Source organism: Amycolatopsis thermoflava N1165, assembly GCF_000473265.1.
Taxonomy (GTDB): Bacteria; Actinomycetota; Actinomycetes; order Mycobacteriales; family Pseudonocardiaceae; genus Amycolatopsis_E; species Amycolatopsis_E thermoflava.
This window is the reverse complement of the sequence record NZ_KI421511.1, coordinates 7,892,339-7,915,074: the sequence shown is the minus strand read 5'-3', so window position 1 is coordinate 7,915,074 and position 22,736 is coordinate 7,892,339. Positions and strand designations below refer to the sequence as shown.

At 71.9% G+C, this 22,736-nt stretch carries 22 protein-coding genes; 7 read left to right on the top strand and 15 right to left on the bottom strand.

Annotation, left to right across the window (positions count from 1 at the left end):
• Positions 1-22 precede the first annotated feature (22 nt).
• Both AMYTH_RS0139395 and gltB read right to left on the bottom strand, forming a co-directional pair.
• Complete coding sequence (locus tag AMYTH_RS0139395; RefSeq protein ID WP_027934843.1) at positions 23-1,531, bottom strand: glutamate synthase subunit beta; 1,509 nt, start codon at positions 1,529-1,531, stop codon at positions 23-25.
• Entirely contained in the window at positions 1,524-6,098 is a 4,575-nt protein-coding gene (gene gltB / locus AMYTH_RS0139390; RefSeq protein ID WP_027934842.1) for a glutamate synthase large subunit, read from the bottom strand. The genes AMYTH_RS0139395 and gltB overlap by 8 nt, the downstream gene beginning before the upstream one ends.
• Before the next feature lie 521 nt (positions 6,099-6,619).
• Here gltB and AMYTH_RS0139385 point away from each other — a divergent pair.
• From AMYTH_RS0139385 to AMYTH_RS0139360, 5 genes are all read left to right on the top strand, one after another.
• Positions 6,620-7,543, top strand: coding sequence for an ABC transporter substrate-binding protein (locus tag AMYTH_RS0139385; RefSeq protein ID WP_400988320.1), 924 nt, complete (start codon positions 6,620-6,622; stop codon positions 7,541-7,543).
• Positions 7,536-8,564: a FecCD family ABC transporter permease gene (locus AMYTH_RS0139380; RefSeq protein WP_027934840.1), complete on the top strand. Its 1,029-nt coding sequence runs from the start codon at positions 7,536-7,538 to the stop codon at positions 8,562-8,564. The genes AMYTH_RS0139385 and AMYTH_RS0139380 overlap by 8 nt, the downstream gene beginning before the upstream one ends.
• A complete protein-coding gene (locus AMYTH_RS0139375) occupies positions 8,561-9,337 on the top strand; it encodes an ABC transporter ATP-binding protein (RefSeq protein ID WP_027934839.1) in 777 nt (258 codons plus the stop codon). The genes AMYTH_RS0139380 and AMYTH_RS0139375 overlap by 4 nt, the downstream gene beginning before the upstream one ends.
• Positions 9,338-9,727: 390 nt before the next feature.
• Entirely contained in the window at positions 9,728-10,510 is a 783-nt protein-coding gene (locus AMYTH_RS0139365; RefSeq protein ID WP_027934837.1) for an SDR family oxidoreductase, read from the top strand.
• Positions 10,507-11,574 carry an NAD(P)H-dependent amine dehydrogenase family protein gene (locus tag AMYTH_RS0139360; protein ID WP_027934836.1) on the top strand — a complete coding sequence of 356 codons (1,068 nt, stop codon included), beginning with the start codon at positions 10,507-10,509 and terminating at the stop codon, positions 11,572-11,574. The genes AMYTH_RS0139365 and AMYTH_RS0139360 overlap by 4 nt, the downstream gene beginning before the upstream one ends.
• Here AMYTH_RS0139360 and AMYTH_RS0139355 read toward each other — a convergent pair.
• The 11 genes from AMYTH_RS0139355 to AMYTH_RS0139305 all read right to left on the bottom strand — a co-directional run bounded on the left by AMYTH_RS0139355 (position 11,567) and on the right by AMYTH_RS0139305 (position 20,012).
• Positions 11,567-11,869, bottom strand: coding sequence for a hypothetical protein (locus tag AMYTH_RS0139355; protein WP_027934835.1), 303 nt, complete (start codon positions 11,867-11,869; stop codon positions 11,567-11,569). The two genes, AMYTH_RS0139360 and AMYTH_RS0139355, sit on opposite strands and share 8 nt — an antisense overlap.
• Before the next feature lie 45 nt (positions 11,870-11,914).
• Positions 11,915-12,844, bottom strand: a complete 930-nt coding sequence (gene lgt, locus AMYTH_RS46510) for a prolipoprotein diacylglyceryl transferase (protein ID WP_228685152.1) — start codon at positions 12,842-12,844, stop codon at positions 11,915-11,917.
• 37 nt (positions 12,845-12,881) lie between these two features.
• Positions 12,882-13,049, bottom strand: a complete 168-nt coding sequence (locus tag AMYTH_RS49740; protein ID WP_020419677.1) for a hypothetical protein — start codon at positions 13,047-13,049, stop codon at positions 12,882-12,884.
• Positions 13,050-13,072: 23 nt separating this feature from the next.
• Positions 13,073-13,624 (bottom strand): Uma2 family endonuclease, encoded by a 552-nt coding sequence (locus tag AMYTH_RS0139340; RefSeq protein WP_027934834.1) that lies wholly within the window; start codon positions 13,622-13,624, stop codon positions 13,073-13,075.
• 106 nt (positions 13,625-13,730) lie between these two features.
• Positions 13,731-14,408: an MOSC domain-containing protein gene (locus tag AMYTH_RS0139335; protein ID WP_027934833.1), complete on the bottom strand. Its 678-nt coding sequence runs from the start codon at positions 14,406-14,408 to the stop codon at positions 13,731-13,733.
• Positions 14,405-14,908: a DUF3291 domain-containing protein gene (locus AMYTH_RS0139330; protein WP_027934832.1), complete on the bottom strand. Its 504-nt coding sequence runs from the start codon at positions 14,906-14,908 to the stop codon at positions 14,405-14,407. The genes AMYTH_RS0139335 and AMYTH_RS0139330 overlap by 4 nt, the downstream gene beginning before the upstream one ends.
• Positions 14,909-14,963: 55 nt before the next feature.
• Entirely contained in the window at positions 14,964-15,755 is a 792-nt protein-coding gene (trpA, locus tag AMYTH_RS0139325) for a tryptophan synthase subunit alpha (protein WP_027934831.1), read from the bottom strand.
• Positions 15,752-16,987: a tryptophan synthase subunit beta gene (gene trpB / locus AMYTH_RS0139320; RefSeq protein ID WP_027934830.1), complete on the bottom strand. Its 1,236-nt coding sequence runs from the start codon at positions 16,985-16,987 to the stop codon at positions 15,752-15,754. The genes trpA and trpB overlap by 4 nt, the downstream gene beginning before the upstream one ends.
• The gene (gene trpC / locus AMYTH_RS0139315; protein ID WP_027934829.1) at positions 16,966-17,775 is read right to left on the bottom strand and encodes an indole-3-glycerol phosphate synthase TrpC; all 810 of its coding nucleotides are present in this window, start codon (positions 17,773-17,775) and stop codon (positions 16,966-16,968) included. Before trpC ends, trpB begins: the two co-directional genes overlap by 22 nt.
• Positions 17,776-17,920: 145 nt before the next feature.
• Complete coding sequence (locus tag AMYTH_RS0139310; protein WP_037323033.1) at positions 17,921-18,472, bottom strand: Trp biosynthesis-associated membrane protein; 552 nt, start codon at positions 18,470-18,472, stop codon at positions 17,921-17,923.
• Positions 18,450-20,012 (bottom strand): anthranilate synthase component I, encoded by a 1,563-nt coding sequence (locus AMYTH_RS0139305; RefSeq protein WP_027934827.1) that lies wholly within the window; start codon positions 20,010-20,012, stop codon positions 18,450-18,452. The genes AMYTH_RS0139310 and AMYTH_RS0139305 overlap by 23 nt, the downstream gene beginning before the upstream one ends.
• A 94-nt stretch (positions 20,013-20,106) precedes the next feature.
• On the opposite strand from AMYTH_RS0139305, the gene AMYTH_RS0139300 reads away from it, so the two are divergent.
• Complete coding sequence (locus AMYTH_RS0139300; protein ID WP_027934826.1) at positions 20,107-20,721, top strand: TetR/AcrR family transcriptional regulator; 615 nt, start codon at positions 20,107-20,109, stop codon at positions 20,719-20,721.
• Here the strand turns inward: AMYTH_RS0139300 and hisI are convergent.
• Positions 20,718-21,071, bottom strand: a complete 354-nt coding sequence (hisI, locus tag AMYTH_RS0139295) for a phosphoribosyl-AMP cyclohydrolase (protein WP_017984011.1) — start codon at positions 21,069-21,071, stop codon at positions 20,718-20,720. The two genes, AMYTH_RS0139300 and hisI, sit on opposite strands and share 4 nt — an antisense overlap.
• Positions 21,068-21,841, bottom strand: a complete 774-nt coding sequence (gene hisF, locus AMYTH_RS0139290) for an imidazole glycerol phosphate synthase subunit HisF (protein WP_027934825.1) — start codon at positions 21,839-21,841, stop codon at positions 21,068-21,070. Before hisF ends, hisI begins: the two co-directional genes overlap by 4 nt.
• A 34-nt stretch (positions 21,842-21,875) precedes the next feature.
• Between hisF and AMYTH_RS0139285 the strand changes: the two genes are divergently transcribed.
• On the top strand, positions 21,876-22,724 hold the full coding sequence (locus AMYTH_RS0139285; protein ID WP_037323032.1) for a DMT family transporter: 849 nt from the start codon (positions 21,876-21,878) through the stop codon (positions 22,722-22,724).
• Positions 22,725-22,736: the final 12 nt, after the last annotated feature.

The window sequence follows — 22,736 nt, the reverse complement described above, 5'->3', positions numbered from 1 at the left end:
TTTGGTTGCGTTACCCGGAGAGTTACACCACAGCGAGCGGCAGAGCCGTCGGGTGCACCGGGGCGGGCAGGTCCGACGCGCCGGTCAGATAGGCGTCGACGGCGTTGGCCACCGAGCGGCCCTCCGCGATCGCCCACACGACCAGCGAGGCGCCGCGGTGGGCGTCACCGCAGACGAACACGCCAGGGGCCTCGGTCTGCCAGTCCGGGCCGCACGAGATGGTGCCGCGCCGGGTCAGCTGGATGCCCAGGTCGTCGAGCAGCCGCATGTGCTCCACGCCCTCGAATCCGATGGCGAACAGCACCAGGTCGGCCGGGATCTCCTCGATCTCGTCCGACACCGGCAGCACCTCGCGGCGCCCGGTCTCCGGGTCCTTCACGACCTTGACCTGCTGCAGCTCGATCGCGCGGACGTGCCCGTTCTCGTCGCCCACGAACCGCCGCACGGCGACGCCGAACTTCCGCTCGCCGCCCTCCTCGTGCGCCGGGTAGGTGCGCAGCACGTACGGCCACGTCGGCCACGGCGACCGCTCGTCGTCGCGGGTCGTCGGCGGCATCGGGTACTGGTCCAGCTGGACCACCGAGGCCGCGCCCTGGCGGATCGCGGTGCCGTAGGAGTCGGCGCCGGTGTCACCGCCGCCGATGATCACCACGTGCTTGCCGTGCGCGTGGATCGGCGACGGGCCGTCGCCCTCGCACTGCTTGTTGGCCGGCACCAGGTGCTCCATCGCCAGGTGGATGCCCTTGAGCTCCCGGCCGGGCGTGGTGGTGTCGTCGCGGCCGCGCAGCGCGCCGACGGCGAGCACGACCGCGTCGTAGCGCGCCCGAAGCTCCTCGACGGTGATGTCGACGCCCACCTCGCAGCCCGTGACGAACTGCGTGCCCTCCTTCTTGAGCTGAGCCAGGCGCTTGTCGAGGTGCTTCTTCTCCATCTTGAACTCGGGGATGCCGTAGCGGAGCAGCCCGCCGAGCCGGTCGTCCCGCTCGAAGACCGTCACGTCGTGCCCGGCGCGGGTGAGCTGCTGGGCGGCGGCGAGCCCGGCCGGGCCGGACCCGACCACGGCGACGCGCTGACCGCTGGCCACCTCGGCGATCTGCGGCTGGGCCAGGCCCAGCTCCCACGACTTCTCCGCGATCGTCGCCTCGACGCGCTTGATCGCGACCGGCCCGCCGGACAGCGGCGAGATGGACAGCGTGCAGCCCGCCTCGCACGGCGCCGGGCACAGCTTCCCGGTGAACTCCGGGAAGTTGTTGGTGGCGTGCAGCCGGTCGCTGGCCGCGGTCCAGTCACCGCGGCGCACCAGGTCGTTCCACTCCGGGATCAGGTTGCCCAGCGGGCATCCGGAACCGGCCGAGTGGCAGAACGGGATGCCGCAGTCCATGCAGCGGGTGGCCTGGGTACGCACCTGCTGGTCGCGCTCGGCCGGTTCGAGGTCGACGTAGACCTCGCGCCAGTCCTCGGCGCGGTGCTCCTTGGGGCGCTTGGGCGGCTCGACCCGCTCGTACTTCAGGAAGCCCTTGGGGTCAGCCACGAGACGCCACCTCCATGATCGCCTCGTCGACGTCGCGGCCCGCGGCCTTCGCGGCCTTGGTCGCCTCCAGCACGCGCCTGTAGTCGCGCGGCATGACCTTCGTGAAGCTCGCCGACCGGCGCGGCCAGTCGCCGAGCAGCGACGCGGCGACCGCCGAGCGGGTGAGTTCGTGGTGACGGGTCACGATGTCCTTCAACCAGTTCAGATCCTCCGGCTCGAGCGGGAGCAGCTCGACCATCTCGCGGTTGACGCTGCCCTCGTCGAGGTCGAGGACGTAGCCGATACCGCCGGACATGCCCGCGGCGAGGTTGCGGCCGGTCGGACCGAGCACCACGGCACGGCCACCGGTCATGTATTCGAAGGCGTGGTCGCCCACGCCCTCGGCGACGACGGTGGCGCCCGAGTTGCGTACGCAGAACCGCTCGCCCACGTGCCCGCGCAGGAACATCTCCCCCGCGGTGGCGCCGTAGGCCAGCGTGTTGCCGGCGATGACCTGACGTTCGGCGGCGAACGTCGCGTCCGGGTGCGGCCGCACGATGATGCGGCCGCCGGAGAGGCCCTTGCCGACGTAGTCGTTGGCGTCGCCCACCATCTCCAGCGTGACGCCGCGCGGCAGGAACGCGCCCAGCGACTGCCCCGCCGACCCGGTGAGCCGGATGTGGATCGTGCCGTCGGGCAGGCCCTCCCCGCCGTAGCGGCGGGTGATCTCCGAGCCCAGCAGCGTGCCCACGGTGCGGTTGACGTTGCGCACCGGCAGTTCCAGCCGGACCGGGTGCGCGTCCTCCAGCGCCGCCTCGGACAACTGGATGAGCGTGCGGTCAAGGGCGTGCTCGAGGCCGTGGTCCTGCTCGCGGATCTTGCGCCGGGCGCCGCCGTACGGGGTGTCGGTCGGCATCTCGAAGATCGGCGAGAGGTCCAGGCCGCTAGCCTTCCAGTGGTCGACGGCGTCGTCGGTGTCCAGCACGTCGGCGCGGCCGATCGCCTCGTCCAGGGTGCGGAAACCCAGCTCCGCCAGCAGTTCCCGGACCTCCTGCGCGACGAACCGGAAGTAGTTCACCACGTGCTCGGCCTGCCCGGTGTAGCGCTTGCGCAGCTCCGGGCTCTGGGTGGCGACACCGACGGGGCAGGTGTCGAGGTGGCAGACGCGCATCATGATGCAGCCGGCCACGATCAGCGGCGCGGTCGCGAAGCCGTACTCCTCGGCGCCGAGCAGCGCGGCGACGACGACGTCGCGGCCGGTCTTCATCGCGCCGTCGACCTGCACCGTGATGCGGTCGCGCAGCCCGTTCAGCATCAGGGTCTGCTGGGTCTCGGCCAGGCCGATCTCCCACGGCGTGCCCGCGTGCTTGAGCGAGTTCAGCGGCGAGGCGCCGGTGCCGCCGTCGTGGCCGGAGATCAGCACGACGTCCGCGTGCGCCTTCGACACGCCGGCCGCGACCGTGCCGACGCCGAGCGAGCTGACCAGCTTCACGTGGATGCGGGCCTGCTCGTTGGCGTTCTTCAGGTCGTGGATCAGCTGCGCCAGGTCCTCGATCGAGTAGATGTCGTGATGCGGCGGGGGCGAGATGAGGCCGACGCCCGGCGTCGAGTGCCGGGTGCGCGCGATCCACGGGTACACCTTGTTCGGCGGCAGCTGGCCGCCCTCGCCGGGCTTGGCGCCCTGCGCCATCTTGATCTGGATGTCGTCGGCGTTGACCAGGTACTCGCTCGTCACGCCGAACCGGCCGCTGGCGACCTGCTTGATCGCGCTGCGCCGCTCGGGGTCGTAGAGTCGCTCCGGGTCCTCGCCGCCCTCACCGGTGTTGGACCGGCCGCCGATGCGGTTCATCGCGATCGCCAGCGTCTGGTGCGCCTCGGCCGAGATCGAACCGTAGGACATCGCGCCGGTGTTGAACCGCTTGCAGATCGACTCGACCGACTCGACCTCGTCGATCGGCACCGGGGCGCGGCCTTCCTTGCGGAACTTGAACAACCCGCGCAGCGCGCCGCCCTCGCGGGAGAGGCGGTGCACCTCCTCGGTGTACTTGCGGTACACCTCGTCGCGCCGGGTCTTGCTGGCGTGCTGCAGCAGGAACACCGTCTCCGGGGTGAACAGGTGCAGCTCGCCCTCGCGGCGGTAGGCGTACTCGCCGCCGCTGTCCAGGCGGCGGTGCACCCGGTCGGTGGGGTTGTCCGGGTACGCCCGGCGGTGCCGGACGGCGACCTCCTCGGCGAGCACGTCGAGTCCGACGCCACCGAGCTTGGACACCGTGCCGGTGAAGTACTCGTCGAGCAGTTCCTGCGACAGCCCGAAGGACTCGAACACCTGCGCCGCGGTGTAGGCGCCGACGGTCGAGATGCCCATCTTGGACATGATCTTCAGGACGCCCTTGACGAGCGCGTTGACGTAGTTGCGCACGGCCTTGCGCGGCTCGATGCCGGTGATCGCGCCCTGCGCGATCATGTCCTCGATCGTCTCGAAGGCCAGGTACGGGTTCACCGCGGCCGCGCCGTAACCGAGCAGCAGTGCGATGTGGTGCACCTCGCGGGCGTCACCGGTCTCGACGACGAGCGCGACGCGCAGCCGCTCCTTGGTGCGCACCAGGTGGTGGTGCACCGCGGAGACCAGCAGCAGCGACGGGATCGGCGCCATCTTGTGGTCGGAGTCCCGGTCGGACAGCACGAGCGTGCGCGCGCCGGCCGCGATCGCCTCGGACGCCTCGCGGCGCACCCGCTCGATCGCCTCCGCCAGCGCCTTGCCGCCGCCGTCCACTTCGAACAGTCCGGACAGGACGGTGCAGGCGAAGCCGGGCAGGTCGCCGTCGTCGTTGATGTGGATGAGCTTGGCCAGCTCGTCGTTGTCGATCACCGGGTACGGCAGCTGGATGTGCCGGCACGAGGCCGGGCCCGGGTCGAGCAGGTTGCGCTCGGGACCCATGATCCGGCTCATCGAGGTGACCAGCTCCTCGCGGATCGCGTCCAGCGGCGGGTTGGTCACCTGGGCGAAGCCCTGCTTGAAGTAGTCGTAAAGCTGCCGGGAGCGCTTCGACAGCACGGCGGGCGGGGTGTCGGTGCCCATCGACCCCAGCGGCTCGGCGCCCTTCTCGGCCATCGGCGCGAGCAGGATCTTCAGCTCCTCCTCGGAGTAGCCGAACGCGAGCTGACGGCGCAGCACCGAGTCGTGGCTCTGCGTGACGTGGTCGCGGTCCTGCAGGTCGGCCAGCTGCAGCAGGCCGGCGTGCAGCCACTCCTCGTACGGGTGCTGCTTCGCCAGCTCCGACTTGACCTCGTCGTCGGCGACGATGCGGCCGGCCTCGGTGTCCACCAGGAACATGCGGCCCGGCTTGAGGCGGCCCTTGGCGACCACCTGGTCCGGCGGCACGTCCAGGACACCGGCCTCGCTGGCCAGCACGACGCGGTCGTCGGCGGTGCGCCACCAGCGGCACGGGCGCAGGCCGTTGCGGTCCAGCACCGCGCCGACGAGCGTGCCGTCGGTGAACGTGACGCACGCGGGGCCGTCCCACGGCTCCATCAGGCTGGCGTGGAACTGGTAGAACGCGCGGCGCTGCGGGTCCATCGTGGCGTGGTTCTCCCACGCCTCCGGGATCATCATCAGCACCGCGTGCGGGAGGCTGCGGCCACCCAGGTGCAGCAGCTCGAGCACCTCGTCGAAGGACGCCGAGTCGGACGCCTCCGGCGAGCAGATCGGGTACAGCCGGGTCAGGTCGCCCGGGATCAGGCCCGAATCGAGCAGCGCCTCGCGGGCCCGCATGCGGTTGCGGTTGCCGCGGATCGTGTTGATCTCACCGTTGTGCGCGACGAACCGGAACGGGTGCGCCAGCGGCCACGACGGGAACGTGTTGGTCGAGAACCGGCTGTGCACCAGTGCGATCGCGCTGGTGAGCCGCGGGTCGCGCAGGTCGCCGAAGAACGCGGGCAGCTGCTCAGGCGTGAGCATTCCCTTGTAGACCAAGGTGCGCGAGGACAGCGACGGGAAGTACGTGCCGCACTCGGCCACGACGCTCTCGTGCTCGACCCGCTTGCGCAGGCAGAAGGTGAGCCGGTCCAGTGCGAGGCCGGACGGCCGCACGCCCTCGGCGTCCGGCCTGCCCGCCACGAACAGCATGGCGAAGTGCGGCATCACCGAACGCGCGGTGGGGCCGATGTCCGCCCCGTCGGCGTCGACCGGGACCTCGCGCCAGCCCAGCACCTCGAGGCTCTCCTCGTCGGCGAGGCGCTCGATCAGCGCCACGGCCTTGCCACGCGCCTCCTCCTCGGCGGGCAGGAACGCGATGCCCGCCGCGTAGCGGTGGTGGCCCTGCGCGTCGGGTTCGGGCAGCTCGAAGCCGGCTTCCTCGCGGAGCAGCTGGTCGGGCAGCTGCACGAGGATCCCGGCGCCGTCGCCGGAAGTCGGTTCGGCGCCCGCGGCGCCCCGGTGGTCCAGGTTGATCAGCGCCGTCAGCCCGTCCGTGACGATGGCGTGCGTGCGCCGGCCCTGAATGTCGGCCACCATCGCCACACCGCAGGAATCCTGCTCCGTGGCAGGGTCGTACAGGCCCTGCTTGCCCGGGTTGGCGGAGAAGATCATGCGGGGACCTCCTTCGTCGTCTCAATGCTCAGTTCGGAAAGTTCCCCCGGTACTGCTGCAGGGACGACGATGGCCCTTGGATTAGCGCGACCTTAACACCCAGGAAACATGACGGCACCCTCTCGGAGTGTGGATTTTCTCATCCGATCGGTAACGATCTGGCTGCGAGGAACGACGTCGTTCTTGATGGGCTGGTTCGGTTCTGCTTACCGAGCATACGCGTCGCGCGATCCCATCAAGATTACGCGAGGATCCCGCCCGGCGGCCAGATTCGCCGGTGGTAGCGTTCCTCACGCTGGTCAGCGGCTTGCCGACCAGTGACGCGGCGGCCGCGAAACCGGTGGGAACCCGGTGCTGTGCCGCAACTGTGATGACTCGGGTGCGCTGCGTGCACACCCGGTCGAGCCAGGTCGCCTGCCGCCGCGCCGACGCCTTTCGCCTCCGGCTCAGGGGTGCGGCGTCCGTTACGCCTGGGTGCGGGACGGGGCCCCGTGACGCCGGCCGGAAACCGAGGTCTTCCCGTGTTCCGTCGTATCGCACCGTTGTTCGCCGTTCTACTCGTACTCGCCGGGTGCGCCACCCGGCCGTCCGAGGATTCCACCGCCCCACCCGAAGCCGAGGGCGTCTTCCCGGTCACGGTCGCCGCGCCCGGCGCACCGGCGGTGACGCTCGACCGGCAGCCGCAGCGGATCGTGTCGTTGTCGCCGTCGGCCACCGAGACGTTGTTCGCGCTCGGGGCGGGACCGCAGGTGGTCGCGGTGGACTCGGCGTCGAACTTCCCGGAGCAGGCGCCGCGGACCCAGTTGTCGGGCCTGAGCCCGGATCCGGAGGCGATCGCCGCCTACCGGCCGGACCTCGTCGTGGTCTACGCCGACACCACCGGTCTCGCCGACGCGCTGGCCAGGACCGGCACCAAGACCCTCGTGATGCCGGACGCGAAGACGCTGGACGACGCCTACGCGCAGTTCGAGGTGCTGGGCAAGGCGACCGGGCACCAGGCCGAGGGCGAGAGCCTGGCCCGGCAGACCCGCGACGACATCGACAAGATCGTCGCGGACACCCCGAAGCGGTCGCTGACCTACTACTGGGAGCTGGACCAGACGTTCTACAGCGTCACCTCGGCGACCTTCGCCGGGCAGGTGCTCACCCGGTTCGGCCTCACCAACATCGCCGACGGCGCCGATCCGACCGCCTCCGGCGGTTACCCGCAGCTGTCGGCCGAACGCATCCTGCAGTCCAACCCGGACCTGATCTTCCTCGCGGACAGCAAGTGCTGCGGGCAGAACGCGCAGACCGTCGCCGCCCGGCCGGGCTGGAACACGTTGACCGCCGTGCAACGCGGCCAGGTGATCGCGCTCGACGACGACATCGCCTCGCGGTGGAGCCCGCGGATCGTCGAGCTCGTCCGCACGGTCGCCGACGCGGTCGCCAGGACCGGTGCCTGACACCCGGACGCGGCTGCGGGCCCCGGTTCTGGTCGCCGGGCTCGTGGTGCTCGTGGCCGTCCTGCTGTTCGCCGTGCTCGTCGGCGCGAGCGACCTCGGCTGGCAGCGGGTGCTCGCCGAGATCTGGGCGCAGCTCACCGGCGGGCAGTCGCCGCTGTCCGCGCGGGAGGCCGCGATCGTGTGGCAGCTGCGTGTGCCGCGGGTCCTGCTGGCCGGGATCGTGGGCGCGGCGCTCGCGGTGTCCGGGGCGACGTTCCAGGGTGTGTTCCGCAACCCGCTCGCCGACCCGTACCTGCTGGGCGCGGCGGCCGGGGCGGGCATGGCGGCCACGCTCGTCGTCGTGTTCGCCCCGGCGGTCAGCGGCTGGGTCGTCGGGCCGCTGCCGCTGGCCGCGTTCGCCGGCGCGCTCGGCGGGGTCGGGCTGAGCTGGCTGGTGGGCCGCTCGGCAGGCGGCAGCACGAGCACGCTGCTGCTGGCCGGGGTCGCGGTGGCGTCGTTCCTCACCGCGATCCAGACGTTCGCGCAGCAGCTGAACACGGAGACGATCCGGCAGGTCTACACGTGGATGCTGGGCGGGCTGAACGTGAGCGGGTGGCGGGAGGTCCTGATCGCCGTGCCGTACGTGGCGCTCGCCGCGGTCGTGCTGTGCCTGTCGGCGCGGCTGCTCGACGTGCTCGCACTCGGCGACGCGGAGGCGGCATCGCTGGGGCTGCGCCCCGGCCGGATCCGGCTGGTGGTGCTGGCGGCGGCGTCGCTGGCCACCGCGGCGGCGGTGTCGGTGAGCGGGCTGATCGGGTTCGTCGGGATCGTGGTGCCGCACGTGGTGCGGATGCTCGCCGGGGCCAGCTACCGGGTGGTGATCCCGCTGTCGCTGGTCGGCGGCGCGGCGTTCCTGGTGCTGGCCGACCAGCTGGCGCGCACGGTCATGCCGGGCGAGCTGCCGCTGGGCGTGGTCACCGCGTTCACCGGGGCCCCGTTCTTCGCCTGGATCCTGCGCTCGTCGCGGAGGAGGTTCTCGTGACCGCGTTGTCGTTGCGCTCGGTGCGGGCCGGCTACGGCGATTGCCCGGTGGTGCACGGGGTATCCGTCGAGGTGCCGGCAGGCGGGTGGCTGGCGATCGTCGGCCCGAACGGCGCCGGTAAGTCCACTTTGCTCAAAACGGTGGCGGGACTCCTGCCGCCACAGGGGGAAGTGCTCATCGGCGGCCGCTCCGGGTTGCCACGCAAGGAACTCGCGCGCGTGGTCGGCTACGCGCCACAGGACCCAGCCGTGCCCGCGGGCCTGACGGTGACCGACTACGTGCTGCTCGGCCGTACACCGCACCTGGGCCTGCTGGCGCGGGAAAGCCGCGCGGATCTGTCCATTGTGGAGGACGTGCTGGCCCGGCTGGATCTTGGTGAGCTGGCGGGCAGGCGGATGCACATGCTGTCCGGCGGCGAACGCCAGCGGGCGGTCCTGGCGCGGGTGCTGGCGCAGCGGGCGAGCCTGCTGCTGCTCGACGAGCCGACCACCGGCCTGGACATCGGGCACGCGCAGGCGCTGCTGGAGCTGATCGACCGGCTGCGGCACGAGGACGGCATCACGGTGGTGTCGACGCTGCACGACCTGACGTTCGCCGCGCAGTACGCCGACCAGCTCCTCCTGCTCGACGACGGCCGGGCGGTCGCAGCCGGGCCGCCCGCGGAGGTGCTCACCGCGAAGGCACTGGCGCAGCACTACGGCGCAGCGGCAGAGGTCCGCGTCGGCGATCACGGTGAACTGGCCGTACTGCCCATCCGCCCCACACGGCCCTGACCCGGAGAAGCGCTCGCACGACACTACGGTGCGGCGGCGGAGGTCCGGCTCGGCGATCATGGTGAACTGGCCGTGCTGCCGGTCCGGCCGGGCCGGAACAGACGGGAGAACGCGGTGGAACTGCGGTATTCGGCGCGACGGCGCGGAGATCTACTCCGAGGGCGCCTTCCCGGTGATCGAGCTCGCCACCGCACTGCGCGAATGGCAGACCAGCCCGTCGCGGGGCGACTTCGAGTTCACGTCCCTGTCGCTGGAGGACCGGTGGAAATCGACTCGACGATCGACGCGTTCGTGGACACGCTGCGCGCGGACTGCGCGCGGGAGTTCGGCCGCCTGGATCGACCGGTTCTTCCACCCCGGACAGAACTAGAACCTGTTACAGTCGGGCGCATGATCCTCGATCGTTTCCGCATGACCGGCAGGGTCGCCGTGGTCACCGGGGCCGGGCGCGGCATCGGCGCGGGGGCCGCCGTGGCGCTGGCCGAAGCCGGTGCGGACGTGGTGATCTCCTCCCGCACGAAGACCGACCTGGACGCCGTCGCCGCGCGCGTGGCCGACGCCGGGCGCCGCGCGCACGTCGTGCCTGCCGACCTCAGCGATCCCGCCGCGGCCGCCGCCCTGGCGCAGGCCGCGGTCGGCGAGTTCGGCCGCGTGGACATCGTGGTCAACAACGTCGGCGGCACCTATCCCCGCCCTCTGCTCGAGACGACGCCCGAGTTCCTCGAAGAGGCGTTCCGCTTCAACGTCTCGACGGCGCACGCGCTCACCACCGCGGCGGTGCCGTTGATGACCGACGGCGGCGCGGTCGTCAACATCTCGTCGAACATGGGCCGCGTCGCCGGGCGCGGGTTCGCCGCCTACGGCACCGCGAAGGCCGCGCTCGCCCACTACACGCGCCTGGCCGCCTACGACCTCGCGCCGCGCATCCGGGTCAACGCGATCGCCGTCGGGTCGGTGGCGACCTCGGCGCTCGAAGTGGTGGTGAACAACCCGGAGATCAAGGGGAAGATGGAGGCGGACACGCCGTTGCGCCGGCTCGGCGAGGTCGAGGACGTCGCGGCCGCGATCGTCTACCTGGCCTCCCCCGCCGGCTCCTTCGTCACGGGGAAGGTGCTGGAAGTGGACGGTGGGCTGCAGGCGCCCAACCTCGAACTCGGATTGCCGGACCTGTGACGCACCGGGTGGTGCAGTGGAGCACCGGCAACGTGGGGCGGCACGCGATCGCGGGCATCGACGCGCATCCGGAGCTGGAGCTGGTGGGTGTCTGGGTGTCGAACCCGGACAAGGCCGGCCGCGACGCCGGTGAGCTGGCCGGCCTGGGCCGGACGCTGGGTGTCGAGGCGACCACCGACGCCGACGCGCTGCTGGCACTGGAACCGGACTGCGTGGTCTACACGGCGATGGCGGACGACCGGTTGATGGAGGCGCTGGCCGACCTGCAGCGGATCCTGCGGGCCGGGGTGAACGTGGTGTCGAGCAGCCCGGTGTTCCTGCAGTTCCCGGACGGCGTGGTGCCCGAGGAGGTGTCCGGCCCGGTGCGCGCGGCCGCGACGGAAGGCGGCGCGTCGCTGTGGGTGAACGGCGTCGACCCGGGGTTCGCCAACGACTGGCTGCCGCTGGTGCTGACCGGTGTGTGCGAGCGGATCGACGAGGTGCGCTGCTTCGAGATCCTGGACTACTCGACCTACGACAACCGCAAGGTCGTCTTCGACATCATGGGCTTCGGCGGCTCGCTCGAGGAGACTCCCATGCTGCTGCAGCCCGGCGTGTTGTCGCTGGCGTGGGGCAGCGTGGTGCGTCAGCTGGCGGCCGGGCTGGGCGTGGAGCTGGACGCGGTCGAGGAGAGCTACGAGCGGCTGCCGGCGCCGTCGGCGTTCGACATCTCGTGCGGCACGATCGCCGAGGGCACCGCGGCCGCGCTGCGGTTCGAGGTGCGCGGCATGCGCGGCGGACGGCCGGTGTGCGTGCTCGAGCACGTGACGCGGCTGCGGCCGGACCTGGGGCCGGACTGGCCGCAGCCGTCCGGGCAGGGCTGCTACCGGGTGCAGGTGACCGGCGAGCCGAACTACACACTGGACCTGCGCCTGGTCGGCACGGACGGCGACCACAACACGGCCGGCCTCAAGGCGACGGCGATGCGCCTGGTGAACGCGATCCCCGCGGTCGTCGCGGCGCCGCCCGGGCTGCTGACGGCGCTGGACCTGCCGCTGGTGACGGGGCGCGGCCTGGTCAGCTAGACCACTGCCTCAGGCCGATGTAGAGGACCACGCCCGCGGCGACGAGGGCCGCGAAACCGAGCGCGCCACCGAGGAGCAGCCCGCTGCCCAGGGAACGCCACGGCGGCCGCGCGAGCCGGCACAGGGACCCGCCGATGATCGCGCCGAACGTGACCCCGATGAACGCGTAGGCGTATTCGACGGCGTGCCAGCCGGCGACGACGTCCCCGGCCAGGGCGGTCACGACGGCGATCAGCAGTCCGGTCGCGAGCGCGAACCCCAGGAAGGCCACACCCGGCCGCCGGTCCTCGGTCATGATCGCCAGTCTGCCGCGCCCGGCCGGTGGCGCGCGTGAGTAGAACTACTCGCGTTCCGGCGCGACCTTTTCGGTGTCGTCGTCCTTGCTGCGCAACGTTTCCGGCGCCTCGCGCGGCCCTCGCCGCTTGGCGAGGACGAAGTAGACCATCGCGCCGGCGAAGACGAGGATCGACGTCCACGTGTTGACCCGCAGGCCGAGGATGTGGGTGGCGTCGTCGGTGCGCATCAGCTCGATCCAGAACCGGCCCAGCGTGTACCCGGCGACGTACAGGGCGAACGCGCGGCCGTGGCCGAGGCGCATCTTGCGGTCGGCGTAGACGACCAGCGCCGCGATGAGCAGGTTCCAGATCAGCTCGTACAGGAACGTCGGGTGCACCGGGCTGTCGGCGAGCGGGATGTGCCCGAACGCGATGCCGTTGGGCCCCTGGTCGGGGATCGTCGGGTTGTTCGGGTCGAAGCGCTGGTAGATCTCCAGGCCCCAGGGCAGCGTGGTGTGCGCGCCGTAGAGCTCCTGGTTGAAGTAGTTGCCGAGGCGGCCGATGGCCTGTGCGACGACGATGCCGGGGGCGATCGCGTCGGCCATCGCGGGCAGCGGCACGCCCTTGCGGCGGCAGCCGATCCACGCGCCGACCGCGCCGAGGGCGATCGCGCCCCAGATGCCGAGGCCGCCGTCCCAGATGTAGAGCGCCTTGACCGGGTCCTTGCCCTCGCCGAAGTAGCGCCACCAGTCGGTGATGACGTGGTACAGGCGCCCGCCGACGAGACCGAACGGCACGGCCCACACGGCGATGTCGACGACCGTGCCCTTGGTGCCGCCGCGCTGCACCCAGCGGCGGTCGCCCCACCAGATGGCGAGGATGATGCCGGCGATGATGCAGAGCGCGTAGGCGCGGATCGGGATCGGTCCCAGGTGCCAGACGCCGCGGTCCGGGCTCGGGATCGTCGCGAGGAACACAGCCGAGGCGGAATTCACGCGCTCACCGTAACGTGCGCGGTGTGAAGTGCGTGGGTCAGCCCGCGCGGTTGAGGACGGCCGACCCGATCGCGAGCACACACCCGACGCCGAAGATCGCGGTGAGGTACCACGGGCCACCCTGGGTGACGTTCCAGACCGCCACCAGAGCCGCCACCACGGCGATGACGAGACTGCGCACCTGCAGGGGAGAAGGCCGGGCCATGCGGACAGCCTGCCACGCCCGGATCAGCGGGTGAGGTCGAGGGTGGCCGCGAAGGGCTCGGTGAAGGTGAGCTTGCCGCCCTCGCTGCGCGCGCTCTCGCGGTACTCGCCGTCGGCGAGCTCGAACAGCACCGCCGGGCCGTCAGTCTCGACGAGGAGGTAGAACGGGACGCCCGCCTCCGCGTAGAGCTGCCGCTTGAGCACCCGGTCCTGCACCCGGCTCGACGGCGAGACGATCTCCGCGGCGATGAGGAGATCCTGCGCCTGGTAGTAGACGACCTCGAGGCCAGGTGTGGTCACGACCGCGAAATCCGGGATCAGCAACCGCTGCCCTGGCAGCCGGACGTTCACTCCCGGCAGCAGTTCGGTCCCGGCGGGGAGTACCGGCGACAGCGCGACCTGCAACTTCTGCAGGAGCCGCTGATGACCTGACTTGGGCGCGGGGCTCACGAGCAGGCCCCCATCGACCAGCTCGATGCGGCTGCCGTGGTCCTCAGGCAGCCCGAGAACGTCCTCCACGGTCCATTCACCGTCGTGCTTCGGCACGAGGTAGTCCGGTTCAGCCGGTGCTGCCACGGCTCACCTCCGTTCCCGCCGCAGGCCCCTTTTCCGGCCAGTGTGGCATATCGTCCCCCGGTTCATCCGAAACGCGAGGACACCCTTCCACCCGGCACCGGCCGTCCTAGCCCGCGGAGGCTCCTCGCCGCTCCAGGGCGCGGCGTATCTTGCGCTTGTCGTACTCCGGCAGGGCCTCCACGGTGGCCAGGTCGGGCAGCAGCGCGGGCTCAGTGGTGAACGCCCGGAATGCGAGCCCGATCGTCACGCCGTGGTCGGGCCGCGACAGCACCGTCACCGCGTCGCCGGCCTGGACTGAGCCCGGCTCGAGCACCCGGAAGTAGGCGCCGGGCAGCGCGCGCTGCGTGAACGTCTTCACCCAGCCGCGTTCGCCGAGCCAGCCGGCGAACGTGCGGCACGGGATGCGCGGCGAGGTCACCTCCAGCACCAGCGACGAGCCGACCCGCCACCGCTCCCCGATCAGCGCCCCGGTCACGTCGACGCCCGTCGTGGTCAGGTTTTCGCCGAACACGCCGGGTGGCAGCTCGCGGCCCAGTTCCGCCGCCCAGACGTCCAGGTCCTCCCGCGCGTACACGTACACCGCCTGGTCGTCGCCGCCGTGGTGGCGCAGGTCGCAGATCACGTCACCGGCCACGCCGCTCGCGCCGACGCCGCGCGGGCCGGGCGCGGCCACCGCCACCGGACCGTCGACGGGGCGCTTGTCGATCCCGGTGACCCCGAGATCGGCCTCCCGCAGCTCGCGCTTCGTCCCGATGTTGACCGACAGCACCTTCGCCATGCTCATGCCTTGCAGAACCAGTCGGCCTGCCCGGGCTCGGGCACGGCGCCGCCGGGCGGGAACGTCTCGCGGAAGGTGAACGCGTACGGCGTCGGCCCGTGGGCCCGCAGGTGCCGGATCCGGTCCTCGGCCTCGTCGGTGCCCGGCCGGTGCCCCTCGGGCACCCACCACAGCGCGGTGAACGTCTCGGGCATCCGCTCGAACCACTCGCGGCGGCGCTTGAGCACCGCCCGGTGCTCCCCCGAGTACACGTACGCGGCCAGGTCCTCGACCGAACGCCACGTCGACATGTTGACGATGACCCCCGCGCTGGTGCCCGTGTCCCACTCGAAGGCGCGGATCGCGGTCGCGTTGCCGTCCTCGGTCTGCATGCGCCACACGAAACCGGGTGCGGCGTCGGCGAGCGCGTTGACCGGGTCGAGCGCGTCCACGAAGTCCTTGAGCTGGGGCGACGTCAGCGGGGCGACCAGGCGGCCGACGTTCACCTGCGCGAGTTCATAGGCCATGCCGCCAGTCTGCCGATCGATCGGCGCGGAAGCCACGTGTTTTGCCGTGGAATCCTCAGGCGTTGGCGACGGCCTGACGCACGCCCTCGGCGAGCTCACCGGCCAGCGCGTGCACCGGTTCGGTGCCGCCCGCGGCGGCCGACACCAGCGCCGACCCCACGATCACGGCGTCCGCGAACCCGGCGATCTCGGCCGCCTGCTCACGCGACCGGACACCCAGGCCGACACCGATCGGCAGGTCCGTGTGCGCCCTGGTGCGCGCCACCAGCTCGGCCGCGCCGCTGCTGACCTGGTCCCGCGCGCCGGTGACGCCCATGACCGCGGCCGCGTACACGAACCCGGAGGACGCCTTGACGGTCAGGTCGATCCGCTCCTCCGACGAGGACGGCGCGACCAGGAAGATGCGGTCCAGGCCGTGCTGCTCGGACGCGGCCATCCAGTCGCCTGCCTCGTCCGGGATCAGGTCCGGCGTGATGAGGCCGAGGCCACCGGCGGCGGCGAGGTCGCGCGCGAACTTCTCCACCCCGTACTGGCGCACCGGGTTCCAGTAGGTCATCACGACCGCGCGACCACCGCGGGCCGACACCGACTCGACGACCTCGAACAGGTTCCGCAGCCGGAAGCCGTTCTTCAGGGCGGCGTCCGCGGCGAGCTGGATCGTCGGGCCGTCCATCACCGGGTCGGAGTACGGCACGCCGACCTCGACGAGGTCCGCGCCGCCGTCGATCAGGGCCGCGAGCAGGTCCTTCGAGCCCGGCACCGTCGGGTACCCGGCGGGCAGGTAGCCGACCAGCGCGGCGCGGCCCTCGCTCTTCGTCTGAGCGAACAGATCCTGCAGCCCGGTCACTTCTCCACCAATCCGAAGTACTTCGCGGCGGTGTCCATGTCCTTGTCGCCGCGGCCCGACAGGTTCACCACGATGAGCCCGTCCCGGCCCAGCTCCTTGCCGAGCTGGATGGCTCCGGCCAGCGCGTGGGCCGACTCGATCGCCGGGATGATGCCCTCGGTGCGGGACAGCAGCGCGAACGCGTCCATCGCCTCGGCGTCGGTGACCGGCCGGTACTCGGCACGGCCGCTGTCCTTGAGCCACGCGTGCTCGGGGCCGACGCCCGGGTAGTCCAGGCCGGCCGAGATGGAGTGCGACTCGACCGTCTGGCCGTCCTCGTCCTGCAGGAGGTACGACATCGCGCCGTGCAGGTTGCCCGGCGTGCCCTTGGTCAGGGTGGCGCCGTGGCGGTTGCCGTCGATGCCCTCGCCGCCCGGCTCCAGGCCGACGAGCCGCACGTCCGGGTCGTCGATGAAGCCGTGGAAGATGCCGATCGCGTTGGACCCGCCGCCGACGCAGGCCGCGACCGCGTCCGGCAGCCGCCCGGTCTGCTCGAGGATCTGCGCGCGGGCCTCCTCGCCGATGACCTTGTGGAAGTTGCGCACCATCATCGGGAACGGGTACGGCCCGGCGGCGGTGCCGAACAGGTAGTGCGTGGTGTCGGCGTTGGCGACCCAGTCCCGCAGCGCCTCGTTGATCGCGTCCTTGAGGGTGCGCGAACCGGTCTTGACCGGGATCACCTCGGCGCCGAGCAGCCGCATCCGCGCCACGTTCAGCGCCTGCCGCTCGGTGTCGACCTCGCCCATGTAGACCACGCACTCGAGGCCCATCAGGGCGCACGCGGTGGCGGTGGCGACGCCGTGCTGGCCCGCGCCGGTCTCGGCGATGACCCGCTTCTTGCCCATCCGCTTGGTGAGCAGCGCCTGGCCCAGCACGTTGTTGATCTTGTGGGAGCCGGTGTGGTTGAGGTCCTCGCGCTTGAGGAAGATCCGCGCGCCGCCCGCGTGCTCGGCGAACCGCTCGGCCTCGGTGAGCAGCGACGGCCGTCCGGCGTAGTCGCGCAGCAGGCGCTTGAACTGGGCCTGGAACTCCGGGTCGAGCCGGGCCTTGTCGTACTCGGCGGACACCTCGTCGACGACGCCGATCAGCGCCTCCGGCATGAACCGGCCACCGTAGGGGCCCCAGTAGCCGCGCTCGTCGGGGTCGTGCGCGTCGTGCTGCTCGTGCTCGCTCATCGGCTCGGCCTCGGGCATGCGGGGTGCGATCCGGCGGTGACCAGCTTCATCAGTGCGCCCTTCGGGTCGCCCGAGGCCACCAGGCCCTCGCCGACCAGGACCGCGTCGGCGCCGTGCCCGGCGTAGGCCATCAGGTCGCCGGGGCCGCGGACACCGGACTCGGCGACCTTCACCGTGTCGAACGGCAGGCCCGGCGCGAGACGGCCGAAGACGTCCCGGTCGACCTCGAGGGTGTGCAGGTTGCGGGCGTTGATGCCGATGACCTTGGCGCCGGCCTCCAGCGCCCGGTCGGCCTCCTCGGCGTTGTGCACCTCGACCAGCGCCGTCATGCCCAGCGACTCGACGCGGTCGAGCAGCGCCATGAGGGCGTTCTGCTCCAGCGCCGCGACGATCAGCAGGACCAGGTCGGCGCCGTGTGCGCGGGCCTCGTGGACCTGGTAGGGGGTGACGATGAAGTCCTTGCGGAGGATCGGGATGTCGACCGCGGCGCGGACGGCGTCCAGGTCGGCCAGCGAGCCGCCGAACCGGCGCTCCTCGGTGAGGACGCTGATGACGCGCGCGCCTGCCGCCTCGTAGTCCTTGGCGAGCGCGGCGGGGTCGGGGATGTCGGCCAGCGCACCCTTGGACGGGCTGCGGCGCTTGACCTCGGCGATGACGCCGATCGACGAGTCACGCAGCGCGGACATGGCGTCCCGCGGCGGCGGCGCCTGCGCGGCGAGCCGCTTCAGCTCGTCGAACGGGAGCGCCTTCTCCCGTTCGGCGAGATCTTCCCGGACGCCGGCGACGATGTCTTCGAGAACGGTCACGGCGCAACCTCACCGGTTGTCGCACATTCACTCGAAAGCTGGCTCACAAACACCTTCCCCTTCCCGCAGAAAAGATGCTAACCCGCCCACCTGTGCGGACCGGTTCCGGGTCGGACTTGCCTTGTCCGGCAGCGGAAATCGCCGCCTACCGATCAGTAGTCGGGTCCTCGCCCTCCGACAGCGCCTCCCACAACTCCGCGTCCGGATCCTTCGCGGCCTTCTTCCGGCCGGCCGGGGCCTCGTAGCGCGCGCCCAGCTTCGCCATGCGGCCGGCGCCCTTGATGGCGAACAACCCCGCGACGAGCATCAGAATTCCCGCCAGCAGGGCCAGTCCGCGCCCGGCGAAGATCTGCGCGGTGGGCGCACCCTCCGGGAAGCCGCCGAAGCGCCAGCCGTCGATCGCGATCCAGCCCGCGGCGATGCCGGCCAGCGCGACCAGCACGCCCAGCGCGCGCCGCAGCCAGCCGCCCGCGGCGATCAGCCCGGCGACCCCGGCCAGCGCGAGCACGGCCAGCGGCACCAGCGCGACTGACTCCTGCTCGCCGGTGTGCTTGTCCAGCACCATCCCGCGCACGCCCGCGTCGCGCAGCTCGGCGGCCCAGACCAGCCGCGAGGAACCCCACAGCGCGGCCGCGGCCAGCAGGAGCGCGGCCGCGACGATCCACAGTGGACGCTTACTGGACGCTGGCGACGTCATCGGCCGGGTCCAGCTTCCGCGGCGGCGCCATGGTCTGCGCGGCGGCGACCGCGGAGAGCACCGTGCGGGCCTTGTTCAGGCATTCGTTGTCCTCGTACTCGGGCACCGAGTCGGCCACCACGCCGCCGCCCGCCTGCACGTACGCGATCCCGTCCCGGATCAGGGCGGTGCGGATCGCGATGGCCGTGTCGGCGTCGCCCGCGAAGTCGAGGTAGCCGACGACGCCGCCGTAGAGACCGCGGCGGGTCGGCTCCAGCTCTTCGATCAGCTCCATCGCGCGCACCTTGGGGGCGCCGGAGAGCGTGCCGGCCGGGAAGCACGCGGCCACCGCGTCGAACGCGGTCTTGTCCTCGGCCAGCTCCCCGGTGACGGTGGACACGATGTGCATGACGTGGCTGTAGCGCTCGATGGCGAAGAAGTCGACCACCCGCACGGTGCCGGGCTTGCAGACCTTGCCCAGGTCGTTGCGGCCGAGGTCGACCAGCATCAGGTGCTCGGCGCGCTCCTTCTCGTCGGCAAGGAGGTCCTTGGCCAGCTGCGCGTCCTCCTCCGGGTCGGCGCCGCGCCAGCGGGTGCCCGCGATCGGGTGCGTGGTGGCGCGGCCGTCCCGCACGGTGACCAGCGACTCGGGGCTGGAGCCGACGATGTCGAACCCGTCCAGCCGCAGCAGGTACATGTACGGGCTGGGGTTGGAGGTGCGGAGCACGCGGTAGATGTCCAGCGCGTCGGCCTGGGTGGGGATCTCGAACCGTTGCGAGGGCACGACCTGGAACGCTTCGCCGGCCTTGATCGCCTCGACGGCCTTCTCCACCGCGGCGAAGTAGTCGGCCTGCGTGCGGCGGCGCTCGAACTCCGGGACAGGGCGGTCGAAGACGGCGGCGGTCGCGGGGGCCGCCGCGCCGAGCCGCTCGGTCATCTCCTCCAGGCGGCGGACGGCGTCGTCGTAGGCCGCGTCGACCCGCTCCGGGCTGTCGTCCCAGTTGACCGCGTTCGCGATGAGCGTGACCGTGCCCTCGTGGTGGTCCACGGCGGCCAGGTCGGTCGCCAGCAGCATGGTCAGCTCGGGGATGTCGAGGTCCTTCTCCGCCAGCTCCGGCAGCTTCTCCAGCCAGCGCACCGCGTCGTAGCCGAGGTAGCCGACCATCCCGCCGGTCAGCGGCGGCATGCCCGGCAGCGGCTCGGTGTGCAGCGCGGCGACCGTCTCCCGCAGCACGGTCAGCGGGTCGCCCTCGGCGGGCAGGCCCACCGGCGGGGTGCCCTCCCACACGGCCTTGCCGTCCCGCACGGTCAGCGCGGCGGGGCTGCGGACCCCGATGAAGGACCAGCGCGACCACGACTGCCCGTTCTCGGCCGACTCGAACAAGAACGTGCCCGGGCGGTCGGCCGCGAGCTTGCGGTAGACCCCGACGGGCGTTTCGCCGTCGGCGAGCAGCCGCCGGACCACCGGGATCACGCGACGGCCCTCGGCGAGGGCACGGAACTCGTCGCGCGCGGGGCTCACCGAACCGAGGCCGCCGTCGGTGGGATTCGCACTGACCATGGGGCCATTGTGCCGCCCGGGTCCGACACTCTGCGCACCGGGCGTTAATTCAGACTCTGTTGAATTTTGGTTCCGTCCGAGTCATGATGGAGGGGTGAGCACCGCGGAACAGCCTACGCCCGCCAAGCGGCGCGGCCGCCGGCCCGGCGGCCAGGACACCCGGGCCGCGCTCGTGGCCGCCGCGCGCGAGGTCTTCAGTGAAAGCGGCTACGAGGGCGCGACCGTGCGCGCGATCGCCGCCCGCGCCGGTGTCGACGCGGCCATGGTGAACCACTGGTTCGGCGGCAAGGAGGGCCTGTTCGCGCAGGCCGTGCTGCAGCTGCCGTTCGACCCGGTCGAGCTCCTGTCGCAGCTCCTGGACGGCCCGGTGGACGAGCTCGGGAAGCGGATCGTGCGGCGGTTCCTGACGGTGTGGGACGCGACCGAGGGCGGCGCGTTCCCGGCGCTGGTGCGCAGCATCGCCAGCCACGACCAGGCCGCGTTGAGCCTCAAGGACTTCCTGATCCGGCACGTGCTGGAGAACGTGGTCAGCCGGGTGTCGCCGGACCGGCCGGAGCTGCGCGCGACGCTGTGCGCGTCGCAGATGGTCGGCATGGGGATGGCCCGGTACGTGGCGAAATTCGAGCCGTTCTCGACCACGGACGTCGAAACCCTGGCGGCGGCCGTCGGCCCGACGTTGCAGCGCTACCTGACCGGCGACATCGACTAGGCGTCGTCGGCCAGCAGCAGGCGGTCCGCACCGTCGAAGCAGGTGCGGGTGCCGGTGTGGCAGGCGGGGCCCGTCTGGTCGACGCGCACCAGCAGCGTGTCCGCGTCGCAGTCGAGGCGGACCTCACGCACGTGCTGCACGTGCCCGGACGTCTCGCCCTTGACCCACAGCTCCTGGCGGCTGCGCGAGAAGTACGTGCCGCGGCGCGTGGTCAGCGTGCGCTCCAGCGCCTCGTCGTTCATCCAGGCCACCATCAGCACGTCGGAGGTCGCGTGGTCGACCACGACCGCGCACACCAGGCCGTCGGCGGTGCGCTTGAGCCGCTGGGCCAGCTCGGGTGCCAGGCTCACCGGACCTCGACCCCACCGGCGCGCAGGGCGTCCTTGACCGCGCCGATCTTCAACTGTCCGAAGTGGAACACGCTGGCGGCGAGCACGGCGTCCGCCCCGGCCCGCACCGCGGGCAGGAAGTGCTCGACCGCGCCCGCTCCCCCGCTGGCGATCACCGGCACGGTGACGACCTTGCGGGTCTTCTCGATCAGCTCCAGGTCGAAGCCGGCCTTGGTGCCGTCGGCGTCCATCGAGTTCAGCAGGATCTCGCCGACGCCCAGCTCCTCGCCACGCTGGGCCCACTCGACCGCGTCGATGCCGGTGCCGCGGCGGCCGCCGTGGGTGGTCACCTCGAACCCGGACGGCGTCGGCTCCGACCCCTCCGGCACGCGCCGCGCGTCGACCGACAGCACGATGCACTGCGCACCGAAGCGGCGGGAGGCCTCGCGCAGCAGCTCGGGGCGGGCGATCGCCGCCGTGTTGATGCTCACCTTGTCCGCGCCCGCGCGCAGCAGGCGGTCGACGTCGTCGCAGGCGCGCACACCGCCGCCGACGGTCAGCGGGATGAACACCTGCTCGGCCGTGCGCCGGACCACGTCGAAAGTGGTCTCGCGGTTGCCCGAGGATGCGGTCACGTCGAGGAAGGTCAGCTCGTCGGCGCCCTCCGCGTCGTAGGCCCGCGCCAGCTCGACCGGATCGCCGGCGTCCCTGAGGTCGGCGAAGTTGACGCCCTTCACCACCCGGCCCGCGTCGACGTCCAGACACGGGATCACCCTGACCGCTACACCCATGCCACCAGGGTAGATGTTCCCTAGAGTGGCGTGAGTGTGGTGGGGGTTGCTGTGCGCGGTGGCCGCCGCGGTCGCCTACGGGGTCGCGTCCGTGTTCCAGGCCGTCGCGGCCCGCGCGGTGGACGACGGCGGGTCCGGGGTGGACCCGCGGCTGCTCGTGCGCGTGCTGCGGCAGTGGCGGTACGTGCTCGGGCTCGGTCTGGACGTCGTGGGGTTCGTGGCGCAACTGGCCGCCTTGCGGGTGCTGCCGCTGTTCGTGGTGCAGGCCGCGCTCGCGGCGAGCCTCGCCGTCACGGCCGTGGCGGCGCTCACGCTCGGCGTGCGGCTGTCCGGCCGGGAGTGGGGCGCGATCGCGCTGGTGTGCGCCGGGCTGGCGCTGCTCGGCGTGTCCGCGCGGAGCGAGGGTTCCGCGCCGGTGGGCACGGCGTTCCACGTCGGCCTGCTCGTGGCCGTCGCGTTGCTGGCCACCGCGGGCTGGACCGTCGGGCGCGCTCCCGAGCACGTCCGCACGCCGGCGCTTGGGCTGGTCTCCGGGTTGTGCTTCGGCGTGGTCGCACTGGCCGGGCGCGTCCTGGACGCGACGGGCGTGACCGCGGTGCTGACCGATCCCGCCGCGTACGCCCTCGCCGCGGCCGGGGTGCTCGCGATGCTGTTCTACGCCTCGGCCCTGCAGCGCGGCAGCGTCACGACGGCCACCGCGCTGATGGTGGTCGGCGAGACCGTGGTTCCGTCGCTGATCGGCGTGGTCCTGCTGGGCGATTCGACGCGCGCCGGGTTCGCGCCGGTGGCCGTGGCCGGGTTCGTGGTCGCGGTGGCGGCGGCGCTGGCGCTGGCCCGGTTCGGCGAGGTCGACAGTCCACAGCGGACACCAGTGCCGCGCTGATCACGCTACCGT